A 13,234-nucleotide genomic window follows, 5' to 3' on the forward strand; every position below is an offset into this window, starting at 1 on the left:
AGCGCCGGCACCTGTGAAAATGCACGTAACGTCCGCTGATAAATCATTACAAACAGCTTCTGACACGCCGTCCGGTCTCGTGGAAACCCGGCCTCATCACCCTGACCCGATGCGGCCGGTCAAAAGGCGTTCATGTATTTTACAAACCGGAGACAAAACAGACCTCCGCCGATCATCCTTCCGGATTTAACAGACCGGGATCAAAGGGACTGCGTCCCTTTGTGGGGCTGGGGCAAAGCCCCGAAAAACCACTGTGTCTGTATTGGTAAAGTATACAAACACACGAAGAAAACCGCCCTGGCAAACGGAGAACGACCGCAGCCATAGAGGGCCATCCTCTCTGCTTCGGAAAAACACCGAAATTTTAAAGGAAAATCCTGACGGTCAGACTGACAGTGACGATCATCCATCTCCAGAACGTCACACCCGCTTCCCGTAACGACCAGCCCCGAGCGACCACCGCATTCATCCGCTCGCGCCGTCAGCAGATGCTACAAAAACCGCGTAAAGCCCGTCGCCAGCTTCTCATAAACCGGCTTCTTGAACCCGACATTCAGAAGCGGCAGATCCGCGAGCGGCACCCATTTCCATGCATCGAACTCACGATGCGCCTGGAGGTCGAGCCGGATCTCGCTCTCATCCCCGCTAAACCGCAACGCAAACCATTTTTGTGTCTGGCCGCGAAACTTCCCGCCCAGAGCCTTGCCGATCAGATGGTCCGGCAGATCGTAGCTGAGCCAGTCCGGATATTCCCCGAGCAAGACAAGCGATGTCATGCCCGTCTCCTCCAGGACTTCCCTCAGCACCGCGTCCTCAGGCTGCTCGCCGTCATCAATGCCGCCCTGCGGGCACTGCCACACACCCTCATCCGGACCGCCGCCGGCGCCAGGCATGTCCGTACGCCGTGCGACAAACACCAGACCCTTACTGTTGAAAATCACAGCCCCGACATTGCGCCGCCAGGGAAGACCAGCCGGATCAGTCATCGCCGCCTCACAGTTTCATCGCCCCGGCTTCGGTGCAGCCGGACCGGATGGAGCAACAGGGGCGGGCAGGGGCGTCGCCGTAACGGCCGACGGCCCGATCGCAGGTTCCCCCACCGTTACCGGAGCGGGCGGCGAAGAGGTGAGGGGAGACCTGACCGAACCCGCCTCGTGCGCGGCTGCCTCCGGGCGATCCTGATGCACGGAGCCAGACGGGATATGCGCCGGCGCCGGATTGTCACAAAGCGCGCTGACCGGAACAAGAGTCACACCCTTGTCGCCCAGCCCCCGGCTCCACTCCGCCAGCCGCTGCAACAGAACCGGACGCATCGGCCCCGCCACCGCAATCGCCTGACCGGAGCCTTTCGCCATCTCAACCAGATGCGCCAGCTGCCCGTCCACACCGGAACTGTCCGCGTCCGTATCAAGCGTGATCGCCGCGTTCCCGCCAACCACTGGCCCGACCCAGGACGTTCCCGGCGTCGCGTTCAGATAACGCAGCCCCCGCGCATCCAGTTCTTTGGAAACCATCCGGAAATCGGGCGACTGCGCATAGGCGTCGCCATCCAGCCCGGAAAACGCATTCGTCGCCCCGACATAACCGCTGAACCGCGACAGCGCCCAGTCCAGATTCTGTTTGTCGGCAGTCGGTGTATGATCGTAGCCCAGCGCCCTCGGCCCCTCATCGTCCAGCGGCGCCGTCGAAGGCTCCATCGGCAGGGACAGGAAAATCTCGTGCCCGCTCTGACGCGCCCCGTCCATCAGTGTCTGGCGCGCCGGCGCATAAGCCGGAATCGCGAAGGAAATGGTCCAGGGCAGAGACTGCAGCGCAACCCGGCTCAGATCTTCCGACAGCCCGAACCCGTCGAGCAGAATTGCCACCCGCGCATTTCCCGGCGGCACGGCCGGCACCGTCGCCGCATAAACCCGACGCGGCAAAGCCCCGTCGGCCCCGATCTTCGGCAGGCTGTGACCCGGCTCTCCCGGCGCATCTTCCAGCAGATCAGGCAACGGCGCCGGAATGGCGTGAACACCCGGCGGCAACGGCATACCCGGCGCTGCCGCGGAAGACGTATCCGCAGCCTCCTGCCGCACAGACGCAGGCGCTTCCGGGGCAGCAGGCACGCTTTCCGGGGACGCGTTTCCGGGACCAGACGCTTTTTCCGCCGTCACGCCATGCGGCCTGGCAGCCGGCATCGCGGAACGGTGAAGCGCCGAAAGCTCCTGCAGCGAAATGGCGGCAAGCAGGGCGACAACGGAAACGCCCCCCCAGAATTTGAAGAACAGCCGGCCCGATGGAGGCAGCCGCCGCCAGAAAGAAGCGGCAGGCAAACGGCTCACCCCGGAAACAGGCATCCCGTCCACGCCCGGCTGTTCAGACTCGTCGTTAGTGATGGGGGGCCTCGCTCTTGGACGCGGTTGTGGCAGGAGCCGCAGGCGGCAGCCCCGCGACAGGGTCCGGAGCCGGAGCGCCGGCCATGTTGCGGACCACGCGGAGCCCTTCCTGCAACTGGAAATCCGTCGAGGGTTTCGTCATGTCATAGGCCGGCCAGTTTGCCGGCGGCTCATCCGGAATGTGGGACGCAATCGCCGGCAGATCGTCCCGCGCCGGCGGCTTCGTCTGGTTGCCACCCTGATTCTTGATGATATGCGCCAGATCCGCCTCGCGAATGCTGAACACCGGATCTTCCCGGCTCTCTTTCACAATAATATCCGGCGCGATCCCCAGCCCCTGAATGGATCGCCCGGACGGCGTGTAATACCGCGCCGTCGTCAGCCGCACCGCGCCATTGCCCGGAATCGGCATGATCGTCTGCACCGACCCCTTGCCGAATGTCTTCGTACCAACCAGCACCGCCCGATGATGATCCTGTAACGCCCCGGACACAATCTCACTGGCCGAAGCCGAGCCGCCATTAATCAGCACAACGACCGGCAGTCCGTCCGTCATGTCGGTCCCCTTCGCATCCCAGCGCTGACTGTCCTTCGGATGCCGCGCCCGTGTCGATACGATCTCGCCATTGCGGATGAAAGACGAGGACACATCGATCGCCTGATTGAGCAGTCCTCCCGGATCGTTCCGCAGATCGAGCACAAGCCCGCCGCTCAGCTTGCCGCCGGCCTGCTTCACCAGCTTCTCATATTCCCGGTGAAGCTCCGCCGACGTGTCCTCGGTAAACTGCGGCAGCCGGATATAACCGGTCTTGTCATACAGAACCGACTTCACACCCTCGATATGAATGATCTCGCGCGTCATCGTCAGAACAAGCGGTTTCGTCGCCTTCGGACGAATGATCGTCAGAGTGATCTTCGTATTCGGCTTGCCGCGCATCTTCTCCACGGCATCGTTCAGCGGGCTGCCATCGATGTTATGCCCGTCAATGGCGACGATATAATCGCCCGGCTTGATCCCCGCCTTCCAGGCCGGCGTGCCGTCGATCGGCGACACCACGCGGACATGACCGTCCTCACCCTGCACCTCCAGCCCCAGACCACCGAACTTGCCCGTGGTCTGGACCTGCATGTCCGCATACTGCTTCTCGGTCATATAGGAACTGTGCGGATCAAGCCCGCTGAGCATGCCGTTCAGCGCATTGGTGATCAGATCCCGGTCGGAAACCGGATCAACATAATTCGCCCGCACCAGATCGAAGATACTGCCGAACAGAGTCAGCAGGCGATAGGTCTCGGCATGGCTGGTCTCCGGCGACGCCGCCGGATCTGCCTCCGCGGCCTGAGCGACCGGCGCAAACGATCCCCCTCCCACGCCGGCGACATGAACAAGGCCAGGCCCCGCCACGATTCCGGTCAGGAAAGCGGCGCCGAACAGCAGGCCAGTGCGAAATGTCATACGGTCTCGTCTCCCGATGCCGGACCGTTGCGCACGGCCGGCAAGTCCCTCATCTCTCAGCACGAATCGCCCCGCCCGAAACGGATGATCGGAGGCAAGTCTTACCATCCGGCTAAGTCACGACCTTAGCCGCTATCGGCTGCGCCGAAAACCGCCCCTCCGACGCAATCATGCCGGCGGAAGATTTTCCGATACGCATAATTCACAGAAAAATCGCGCCCACAACAAGCCCCCGGCCCGCCACGGCCCCCATTCCGGCCCGCACCGTCAGAGAAACGGCGCCGGATTGACCGATTTCTGACCATGCCGCACCTGCACCAGCAGCGTCGCGCCCCCGCCGCCCGGCATCGCCCCGATTGCCGCCCCCTTCACCAGAGACTGCCCCGTCGCGACATTCAGCATCCCGAGCCCGGCCAGCACGAACCGGTAATCCCGGCCGCAGTTCAGAATCAGCATCTGGCCATAACTGCGAAACGGCGCCGCGAATTCCACCGTCCCCGAACAGGGCGACCGTACACTCGCCCCGCCCGTCACGGCATAGCTGTTTCCCGTCGCCGGTCCCGCCTCGGTCTCCTCTCCCCAGGCGCTGATCAGCCGGCCCGCCACGATACTCCCGCCACCCGGCCTTCCGCCCCGAACCGAAGCATTCACGCCCCCGCTATCCACAGCAGGCGTCTCCACAGCGGACCCCGCATTCGTCCCCGAACCAGTCCGTCCACCCCCCGCGCCACCCTGTCGTCGCGCCGCCACCCGCCGCCGCGCCGCTTCCGCGAGCTGCGCCTTCCTCGCCCGTTCCGCCGCTTCGACCTCCCGCTGCAACTGCGCCATCGCCGCCGCCTCCGCCGCCACAATCCTGTCAATCGCCGCCTGAAGCGCCGTGGCCCGGGCCGCCTCCTGAGACACATGCGCCGCCGCCCCCCGCGCCGCAGCGTTCGAGCGAAGCTGCGCATCCCGCGCCGCGCCCGCCTGAGCCGCCAGCGCCTGCTGCTGCGCGCTCTGCTGCCGTCGCACAGCGCCAATCTCATCCAGCCGCGCCGCAAGAGTCCGGTCCAGCGCCTCCAGCTCCGCGCGATGCCCCTGCAATACCTCCGCCCGCGCCTCCAGAGTCTTCGCCAGCCCCCGCACGACCAGAAGCCCCGTTACCTCCTGCTGCGCCGATAACGGACCAGTCAGAAGCGTGTCAGCCGGATAAAGCGACAGACGCTGCGCAACAGGCACAACCGGAGCCAGCGCCCGCGCCTCCTCGTCAAGCTCCGCCCGCAGCCGGTCCTGATCGTCATGCAGATCGTCAATCTGATCCTCAAGCGCCTGCAGCTTTGTCTCTGTCTGCTGCAACTGCCCCGCCGCCGAGACCGTCGCAGCCGAAAGCGCCGCCGCCCGCGTCCTGTCCTCCGCCGCCTGCGCCGCCGCCTGCGCGTTTACATTTCGCGCCGCCACCAGCCTGGCCTTCTCCGCATCCCGCTGCTGCCGCAACTGCGCTTCCTGAGCCCGCGCCGCCTCCAGCGCCGCCTGAGACGCCGAGGAACGTCCCGGCCCGGCGCCATGCGCCATCATGTGTGCGCCAGACGCATGAGCCCCGGCCACGCCCGGACCGCCAGCATGTGAACCTGCAGTATGTGAGCCGGCCCCGCGCGAGCTGGCAGTATGCGAACCGGACGCAGAAACGCCCGCCGCCCGATGTCCGCCAGCCGCGGCATGAGACTGTGTCCGCGCCATAACATCCGGCGACCGGCCCACCACAAGCAGGCCAGCCGTCACAACAGCCAGAAAGATCCGCACCCGACCACGCCCGGATGCACCACCACTCCGCAACCGGGATGACAGCTCAGCCTCCCCGTCCCGTAACGGCACAATGCGACCCCGTCTCTTCATCCGTCCGCATTATCATGTCGAAGAATGAACGTCGTCTTCAGACGGCCACGCTCCGGACCAGCCAGCGCGAAACAAACATGTCTCACACTGGCCCATTCCGATGGTCCGGCTTTCTTCAGACCAACCCGCTTCAGGCCGGATCTTTTCAGACCGGCCCCGGTCAGACCGGCCCGCGCACAATCAGCGACTTCCCGGTCATCGCCTCAGGCTGCCGCAGCTTCATCAGCTCCAGCAGGGTCGGCGCCAGATCCGCCAGCCGGCCATGCCGCAGCGTCACATCTCCGGCCCCGGCCAGCACACACGGCACTTCATTCAGCGTATGCGCCGTATGTGGCTCGCCCGTCTCCTCGTCCCGCATCGTCTCGCAGTTTCCATGATCCGCCGTCACCAGCAGCGCTCCGCCCTGACGCCCGATCGCCTCCGTAATCCGCCCCAGCCCGGTATCCACCGTCTCCACAGCCTTAATCGCCGCCGACAGCACGCCCGTATGCCCCACCATGTCCGGATTGGCGAAGTTCAGCACAATCAGATCATATGCCCCGCTGTCGATCGCCTCCACCGCCTTATCCGTCAGCTCCGGCGCCGACATCTCCGGCTGAAGATCATACGTCGCGACCTTAGGGGAGGGGACCAGAATACGATCCTCGCCCGCCAGCGGCGTCTCCCGCCCGCCATTCAGAAAATACGTAACGTGCGGATACTTCTCCGTCTCCGCCATCCGCAGCTGCCTCTTCCCGGCCGCCGCGACCACGTCACCCAGCAATTCCACCAGGTTCTGCGGCGGAAACAGCACCGTCGTCAGCTTCGCCAGATCGTCGCTGTAGCGCGTCATCCCCACAGCCGCCGCGAAATGACGCACCACCTTCCGCTCAAATCCCGAAAATGCAGGATCGAGCAACGCCATCAGCAATTCGCGAATACGATCCGCCCGGAAGTTGAACGACAGAATTCCGTCGCCATCCTTCGCCCCGGCAAAATCGCCAATCACCATCGGCTCGATAAATTCATCCGTCGTCTTCGCCGCATAAGCCCGCTCAATCACTTCAGCCGCCGAAGCCGCCCGCGCTCCCGTCCCACTCGTGATCGCGTCATAAACCCGCGACACCCGCTCCCAGCGATTGTCCCGGTCCATCGCATAATACCGCCCCGAAACCGTCGCGACCGTCACCCCGTCCGGCAACGCCTCCGCCAGCTGCCCCAGATACTCACGCGCCGACTGAGGAGGCGTATCGCGCCCGTCCGTAAAGACGTGAAACGCAACCGGCACACCCGCATCCGTCACGATCTTCGCCAGCGCCACCGCATGATCCTGATGCGCATGCACCCCGCCAGGCGACACCAGCCCCATCAGATGACACGTCCCGCCCGATGCCTTCAGCGTTTCGACAAACGCCGTCAGAACCGGACTTGCCGCCAGACTTCCATTCCGGATCGCCCGCCCGATCCGCGGCAGCTCCTGCATCACAACCCGACCCGCGCCGATATTCAGATGACCGACCTCCGAATTGCCCATCTGGGCTTCCGGCAATCCGACATCCTCGCCGCTCGTGTCCAGAAACGTGTGCGGACATTCCGCCCAGAGCCGGTCGAATGTCGGTTTCCGCGCAAGACGAACCGCATTATCGGCATCATTCTCGCGCCACCCAAACCCGTCCAGAATAACCAGCATGACAGGGCGGGGAGCAGACGAACGCGACTTTCCGGCATCAGACATGAAAGGGGCCTTCTTTTCGAATTGTTGTTGCCCGCATCATGGCACCGACAGCGTGAAATTGCACTCCCGCCATGCCGTTCCGGACACACATCCACGAGACTGCATCGCCACCCGACAGCGCACAGATCCAGAACCCTGTGCGGACCACAAATCTTCGATACGTCTGTCCAGTAAAATCAGCCACGGATCACATAAACGATCCCACTCAGCACATGCGTGAAACGCCGTATGCCGGAGGAAAATACGGGCAATCCACCGCATCTGGCTTTCGGACAGCAAAACAGTTCATTCACAGGTTCTTTCGTCCCGATTGCCTGTGAATCACCGATCAACGCTCAGAACAACAAACTCACAGGTTCTGAACTCTGGACAGCCCGGAGGCAAACCAGCCACGAACACTTAGTCAGACTTAGAGACTGTTTCAAAAGCTTCAAAGGAACAAATCTTTCATAACAGATTGATGATGTTATGTTTTTTTGCGTCCCGCTCGTCTGTTCGCTTCAGCCGGACGCAAAAGCATCCCACGACAAGCCTTTGATAAAACACAATAAAAGTTTCTAAGTTGCGCCATTTTTCAAAAAAAGCGGTATCTCCTGAGGCTTTTTGAAAAAAGCTTCACCAGAAACTTCTTTATAATTTGAAGCAGTTTTTGCAGGCATGCTTTTGAAACAGTCTCTTATGCCGGCCTCCCGGTTCATCCGGTCCATGCTCATCCAATCAGACCGAATCACAACCGTTATGGCAGCACGTCACAGCAGACGGACGACCTTTCAGGAACCAGACGAGTCCTGCTTATCGTCCTTCGTGTCCACATCCTCCGGCCCGGTCGATTTCCCCGATGACGGCGGATCGCTGGCCGGAAACGTCCCGTCTCCCGCCTCATCCAGCCGCTCCTGACATTCCGGACCGCAGCTTTCGCCAGCAACTTCCGTCTTCCCGGGAATGATTTTCGTTTTGTCACTCATAATGTCCTCCTGTGCGTTTTTCGCCGGACGCAGGAAAAACGCCTGCAAGCGCAACGGGTTTGAAGAAATCCGGAATGTGAATAAAAATTATACGATTGTTAATCGCGGCCTGTTCCGGACGACCTTCTCCTGTCATGGCCGTTATCCATTTGACGCATCCCGGACCTCCCGGATTATAAGAGATCAATCCGGCACGTCTCTGTCGACGGGGCAGGGCAGCAGTCAGTACGGCAAAGGGGCCACGCCATGTCCGACGAACCAAAACCCGTCTCATCACAGCCGGTCTCACTCTGCGGCACCCTGACCGAAGAGCAACTCCGCATTCTCAGACAGCACGGCACCGAACGACCCGGCTCCAGCGATCTGAACTACGAAAAACGTGCCGGCATCTATCGCTGCGCCGCCTGCGGCACGCCGCTCTTTTCATCCGAAACCAAATATGAAAGCGGCAGCGGCTGGCCCTCCTTCTTCGACCCGATCCCCGGAGCCGTCGAAACGCAAACCGACACCAGCCTTGGCATGACCCGCATCGAAGTGCACTGCGCGAAATGCAAAGGCCATCTCGGACACGTCTTCCCCGACGGACCGCCCCCGACCGGCCGGCGCTACTGCATGAACGGCATCGTCCTGGATTTCCGCCCGACTGACGAGAATACGACCGATCAGAACCTTGCCGGCCAGCATCCGGGTAACAAGCCCGGCTGACCGGACCTCACAGTCAAATAACCCCGAAAGCAGGGCCGCGAAAAAGACACTCCAAAAAACCGGAAAACATCCCGGCTTCAGCAACACGGTCGCACAGACACACCCGGAAACAGACACATTTTACACAGGCAAAGGCTTCTATGACCGAAACAGCAGTATCCGAAAAAGCAGCGTCCTCCGGCAACGTCGTCGTCGTCACCCATCCACTCGTCCGCCACAAACTGACGAGACTGCGTGACGCCAGCACCTCCACCGCCGGCTTCCGCCGTCTGGCACGGGAACTGAGCCTGCTTCTGTGCTACGAAGCCACACGAGACCTGAAGCTCGAACCCATCGAGATCAACACCCCCATCGAGCCGATGACCGGCGAGACACTCTCAGGCAAAAAACTCTGTTTCGTCTCAATCCTCCGCGCCGGTAACGGCATCCTGGACGGCATGCTCGATCTCGTGCCCTCCGCCCGCGTCGGCCATATCGGCCTCTTCCGCGACCCGGAAACCCTGCGCCCCGTCGAATATTACATGAAACTGCCCGACGATATCGGAAACCGCGACTGCATCGTCGTCGATCCGATGCTCGCAACAGGCTACAGCGCCTCCGCCGCCATCGACAGACTGAAAAACGCCGGCGCCGGAAACATCATCTTCGTCTGTCTCCTCGCCGCCCCGGAAGGTATCGCCAGCCTGACAAAAGCCCACCCGGACGTAAAAATCATCACCTGCGCCGTCGATCGCGAACTCGACGACCACGGCTACATCCGCCCCGGCCTGGGTGATGCCGGTGACCGTCTGTTCGGAACAAAATAAAACCCAATTCAGCGAACGATTCAGGAAAATACAGAGCAGGACAGGGGAAAGACACTATTCTTGATAGTTCCACTCCGCTCCGGCATCTGAATTTCCGGCCTGAACCGAGCAGTAACAACAATACAGCACCGGAACATTAAGAACAGGCAGCCAGCGGCTCTTCTGTTACGTAAACAACAAACGAATACTGGCCACAGTGTCCTTAGGCTGTTGCAAGCCTGAATGCCTGAGCAGGATTTTCGGACGATGAACTCTCCACAGCCCTCTCACGAAGTCCTTCAAGCATATCACGGTTAATATCGATCAGTGGCTTCAGGCTGATATTGTGCAGCATTGCACGGACACAGTAACGCGTTGCCCACATAGACAATTTGAAAAGGTCACCACGCAGAATTTCCGGCATGCCGTTATTCTCAACTCCGACTTCCCGCAGAACCGCCGACCATAGCTTCTGATTCATCGAAAGAGCATGCAGCCTTTCATTCTGTGTTTTAGCGGATTCCAGCATTGTAATGGACTGACTGAACGCCATAGCCTCAACCTGACGTGGCGTCATGCTGGTGACCAGGCTCCTGTTGTAGCGCTGAAGACCATAATTCATACAAGCACCTCATCTTTGCTATATGTGTGATCTGATGGTTGCAAACGCGCAGTCCCCAGAAAATGCGGCAGTTCGCGAGCGGCCAGAGAAATCGCGTGTTGCAGACTCCCCGGCTCCGAACGAAAAATCCGCATCGTCGGATACCAGGGTGTGTCGTCGCGATCTTCCAGCCACCGCCAGCAGCAGTCGCTCCGTGTCAGCATCCACACCGGCTTTCCCAAAGCGCCAGCCAGATGCGCTACGGACGTATCAACGGAAATAATCAGATCGAGCGACTGAATGATCGCCGCAGTGTCCGCCATATCGCGAACATCATCCATAGGATCGATAAGTGTCGCCAGGCCTGCTTCCCGGATTTCGTCGCGCGGCTCTCCGAGCTGCAGATTTACAAACTCCGCCTCCTTTTGCTCAAGGATCGGGAGAAAATCCTTCAGACTGGATGACCGCGCGCGATAAAAAAGACCATACTGAGCACGTTTGGCGCCACTCCAGACAACACCGATCCTTTTTTTGTTGCCCGGATCAGGCAACGAGGAAAAACGAGTCAAATCTTCCGGATACGGATGAAGGTAGGGAACCTCAGCGGGAATGGTCGTGCCGATAAAGCGCATCAGAGCAAACGGCAGACTTAGCAGCGGACAACTCAGATCATGCTCCGGTCGCTCGTCGATATCGCATACTTCAACCCAGACAGCCATATTGGCGAACAGCCGTTGCAATGGCGCTTCAACCGCAACAATAAGACGCGTGCCGGTGTCTTTGAAAAACCGGATATAGCGAATGAACTGTATGCAATCGCCAAGCCCCTGATCGCCAATCAGAAGAAGGGTTTTCCCGTGCACATCCTCTTCTCCACGCCAGGGACGACTCTCCCGACGCCGCAGCAATGCCGGACGCAACTCGTGCTGACGCCAACCTTTTTCAAATGCGCCACTTTTCAGCAGAGCAGCTGCCAGACCAAAACGGAGATCTTCATTCTCCGGTTCAATGGCGAGCCCGGCCTCACAATAGGGGATAGCCTCCTCCGAACGGTTCAGAGCCACCAGCGCACAGGCAATATTGTTGAGAAAAGCTGATGATTTCGGCAGGTCGGATTCCTGGTAAGCTTCAGAAATTCTGAGCGCAAAATCAAACTCACCGATGTTACCAAGCGCTGCAACAATAATAGGCGTATAACCAATCGTATCCGGATGGCGGGTCATGAGATCAATGAAAAGGGCGCTCCCTTCGGACGCACGCCCGGAACTGATCAGTTCCGCAGCCAGCGTGGAACACAGGACACTGTCATCCGGTCGTTTTTTCAGACACCAGGTCAGACACGCCACTGCGACATCGTGTTGCGACACCTCAGAAAGCAGCGATACGCCTTCAATGATAAGAGAACTGTTATCAGTATGATTTGCAACAAAGTTCAGAATTTTAGGAACGGTCTGCTCAAACTCTCCGAGTTTCATTTTGCAGCGCAGAAACTGAATCTGCCACTCGGGGTTATCAGGCTGCAATCGTATAGCATCCTGAAAAGCATCGGCAGCTTCATTATGCTGCCCTGTCTGCCAAAGAAGCCTGCCTAATAACGCATATCCTTCAACCCACGAAGGCTTGCTCCGGATGCCCGAGCGAACTTGCGGAATCGCGCTTAAATAATCATTCTTTTCAAGAAGAGATGTAAGATCGTTTATATATTTTTGTTCAGTAGTCTGCGACAGAAATGCATTCATATCTAAATAAATTCCGTAAAAGTCCTGAGGGGAGCAAAGCCCCCCTCAGGTTTCGTATTAGCGGAACAGCGTGAGGATGTTCTGCGAAGACGATTTGGCAACGGAGAGAGAAGAAATCGCGAGAGACTGCTTTGTCTGAAGCGATGTCAGCTTCGCGCTTTCTGCCGCCATGTCCGCGTCCGTCAGAGCACCGACGCCCGATGTAAGAGAATCCGACAGATTAGCCGAGTAGGTCGACATGCCGGAGATGGTATTGGTCGCCGCACCAAACTTGGACGCATAGTTCGTCATTGTGGTGATGGCGCTCTGCACCGTCTGAATCATCGCCTGCAGATCCGACGAGGAAGGCGTTGTTGCTCCAGTTTTGAAAACAGTGCTCAGTGACGAATACATCGACGTTGCCGCCGTGACGCTGCCACCGGATGTCAGGCCGCTGGTCAGATTCAGCGCGTCCGTAATGGCGCCCGTAGTCGTAACGGAAGATACCGTCTGGGTTGAACCCTGAAGTCCCGTGACGTACTGAAGGGTGTTGGTGACGCTCTTGCCTGTGGCAGTCGAAACATCGCCGCTGCCGTCAAGAAGATTAACACCATTCATTGTCGCGTTGCGCGCAAATGTGTTGATCTGATCGAGATAACCTTCGACTTCCTGTCCGACCGTAGCGGTATCGATACCCGTCTGACCCACGGAAGTAACAGCCGCCTGAATCAGCTGCAATGTGCTGATGATGCTGGATGTTGCCGAAGTCGTCGTGCTGACCACCTGAGCAGCGAAAGACAGACCATCAGAAACAGCGGAAAGACCGGAAATATTACCGTTCATCGACTGTGCGATGGCATAAGAAGCGGGGTTGTCAGCAGCAGTAGAAACTTTCTGACCGGTCGAAACGGTGTTTTCTGTCGAGTCCAGTTCGTTCGTCGTTGCGTTCAGGCTCTCGAGCGCAACCATGGCCGAATTGTTCGTGTTAATCGAAAGTGACATCAGATTTTCTCCATGCGTTCACTGCATTTTTCGCAGTG

12 protein-coding genes are annotated in these 13,234 nt (G+C 59.7%); 2 read left to right on the forward strand and 10 right to left on the reverse strand.

Annotation, left to right across the window (positions count from 1 at the left end; genetic code table 11):
- Window positions 1–491: 491 nt before the first annotated feature.
- The 7 genes from GOB93_RS06175 to GOB93_RS06205 all read right to left on the reverse strand — a co-directional run bounded on the left by GOB93_RS06175 (window position 492) and on the right by GOB93_RS06205 (window position 8,521).
- Window positions 492–986: an RNA pyrophosphohydrolase gene (locus GOB93_RS06175; RefSeq protein ID WP_173582628.1), complete on the reverse strand. Its 495-nt coding sequence runs from the start codon at window positions 984–986 to the stop codon at window positions 492–494.
- Window positions 987–1,001: 15 nt separating this feature from the next.
- Window positions 1,002–2,324 (reverse strand): divergent polysaccharide deacetylase family protein, encoded by a 1,323-nt coding sequence (locus tag GOB93_RS06180; RefSeq protein ID WP_173582629.1) that lies wholly within the window; start codon window positions 2,322–2,324, stop codon window positions 1,002–1,004.
- 46 nt (window positions 2,325–2,370) lie between these two features.
- On the reverse strand, window positions 2,371–3,834 hold the full coding sequence (locus tag GOB93_RS06185) for a S41 family peptidase (protein WP_173582630.1): 1,464 nt from the start codon (window positions 3,832–3,834) through the stop codon (window positions 2,371–2,373).
- Window positions 3,835–4,101: 267 nt separating this feature from the next.
- Window positions 4,102–5,706, reverse strand: a complete 1,605-nt coding sequence (locus tag GOB93_RS21960) for a murein hydrolase activator EnvC family protein (protein WP_173582631.1) — start codon at window positions 5,704–5,706, stop codon at window positions 4,102–4,104.
- Between the two features lie 160 nt (window positions 5,707–5,866).
- Window positions 5,867–7,420 (reverse strand): 2,3-bisphosphoglycerate-independent phosphoglycerate mutase, encoded by a 1,554-nt coding sequence (gpmI, locus tag GOB93_RS06195; RefSeq protein WP_173582632.1) that lies wholly within the window; start codon window positions 7,418–7,420, stop codon window positions 5,867–5,869.
- Window positions 7,421–8,190: 770 nt separating this feature from the next.
- On the reverse strand, window positions 8,191–8,385 hold the full coding sequence (locus GOB93_RS06200) for a hypothetical protein (RefSeq protein ID WP_173582602.1): 195 nt from the start codon (window positions 8,383–8,385) through the stop codon (window positions 8,191–8,193).
- A complete protein-coding gene (locus tag GOB93_RS06205; RefSeq protein WP_173582633.1) occupies window positions 8,378–8,521 on the reverse strand; it encodes a hypothetical protein in 144 nt (47 codons plus the stop codon). Before GOB93_RS06205 ends, GOB93_RS06200 begins: the two co-directional genes overlap by 8 nt.
- Window positions 8,522–8,631: 110 nt before the next feature.
- Here GOB93_RS06205 and msrB point away from each other — a divergent pair, with 110 nt between their 5' ends.
- Both msrB and upp read left to right on the forward strand, forming a co-directional pair.
- Window positions 8,632–9,090, forward strand: coding sequence for a peptide-methionine (R)-S-oxide reductase MsrB (msrB, locus tag GOB93_RS06210; RefSeq protein ID WP_173582634.1), 459 nt, complete (start codon window positions 8,632–8,634; stop codon window positions 9,088–9,090).
- Between the two features lie 140 nt (window positions 9,091–9,230).
- Complete coding sequence (upp, locus tag GOB93_RS06215; RefSeq protein WP_173582635.1) at window positions 9,231–9,896, forward strand: uracil phosphoribosyltransferase; 666 nt, start codon at window positions 9,231–9,233, stop codon at window positions 9,894–9,896.
- A 202-nt stretch (window positions 9,897–10,098) separates the two neighbouring features.
- Here upp and GOB93_RS06220 read toward each other — a convergent pair whose 3' ends face one another.
- From GOB93_RS06220 to GOB93_RS06230, 3 genes are read right to left on the reverse strand one after another with little or no spacing between them, the layout of a single operon-like run.
- Window positions 10,099–10,497, reverse strand: coding sequence for a flagellar biosynthesis regulator FlaF (locus GOB93_RS06220; protein WP_173582636.1), 399 nt, complete (start codon window positions 10,495–10,497; stop codon window positions 10,099–10,101).
- Window positions 10,494–12,215 (reverse strand): tetratricopeptide repeat protein, encoded by a 1,722-nt coding sequence (locus GOB93_RS06225; protein WP_173582637.1) that lies wholly within the window; start codon window positions 12,213–12,215, stop codon window positions 10,494–10,496. Before GOB93_RS06225 ends, GOB93_RS06220 begins: the two co-directional genes overlap by 4 nt.
- 57 nt (window positions 12,216–12,272) lie before the next feature.
- The gene (locus GOB93_RS06230) at window positions 12,273–13,196 is read right to left on the reverse strand and encodes a flagellin N-terminal helical domain-containing protein (protein ID WP_173582638.1); all 924 of its coding nucleotides are present in this window, start codon (window positions 13,194–13,196) and stop codon (window positions 12,273–12,275) included.
- Between the last annotated feature and the right edge of the window lie 38 nt (window positions 13,197–13,234).

The sequence above is a fragment of the Acetobacter musti genome, from assembly GCF_011516835.1.
Taxonomy (GTDB): Bacteria; Pseudomonadota; Alphaproteobacteria; order Acetobacterales; family Acetobacteraceae; genus Acetobacter; species Acetobacter musti.

What these genes read in the sequence shown, in the direction of transcription:
- GOB93_RS06225 (WP_173582637.1), bottom strand. Translation starts at nt 12,215, where the DNA reads ATGAATGCATTTCTGTCGCAGACTACTGAACAAAAATATATAAACGAT.
- upp (WP_173582635.1), top strand. Translation starts at nt 9,231, where the DNA reads ATGACCGAAACAGCAGTATCCGAAAAAGCAGCGTCCTCCGGCAACGTC.
- GOB93_RS06200 (WP_173582602.1), bottom strand. Translation starts at nt 8,385, where the DNA reads ATGAGTGACAAAACGAAAATCATTCCCGGGAAGACGGAAGTTGCTGGC.
- GOB93_RS06205 (WP_173582633.1), bottom strand. Translation starts at nt 8,521, where the DNA reads ATGACAGGAGAAGGTCGTCCGGAACAGGCCGCGATTAACAATCGTATA.
- msrB (WP_173582634.1), top strand. Translation starts at nt 8,632, where the DNA reads ATGTCCGACGAACCAAAACCCGTCTCATCACAGCCGGTCTCACTCTGC.
- GOB93_RS06220 (WP_173582636.1), bottom strand. Translation starts at nt 10,497, where the DNA reads ATGAATTATGGTCTTCAGCGCTACAACAGGAGCCTGGTCACCAGCATG.
- GOB93_RS06230 (WP_173582638.1), bottom strand. Translation starts at nt 13,196, where the DNA reads ATGTCACTTTCGATTAACACGAACAATTCGGCCATGGTTGCGCTCGAG.
- gpmI (WP_173582632.1), bottom strand. Translation starts at nt 7,420, where the DNA reads ATGTCTGATGCCGGAAAGTCGCGTTCGTCTGCTCCCCGCCCTGTCATG.
- GOB93_RS21960 (WP_173582631.1), bottom strand. Translation starts at nt 5,706, where the DNA reads ATGAAGAGACGGGGTCGCATTGTGCCGTTACGGGACGGGGAGGCTGAG.
- GOB93_RS06175 (WP_173582628.1), bottom strand. Translation starts at nt 986, where the DNA reads ATGACTGATCCGGCTGGTCTTCCCTGGCGGCGCAATGTCGGGGCTGTG.
- GOB93_RS06185 (WP_173582630.1), bottom strand. Translation starts at nt 3,834, where the DNA reads ATGACATTTCGCACTGGCCTGCTGTTCGGCGCCGCTTTCCTGACCGGA.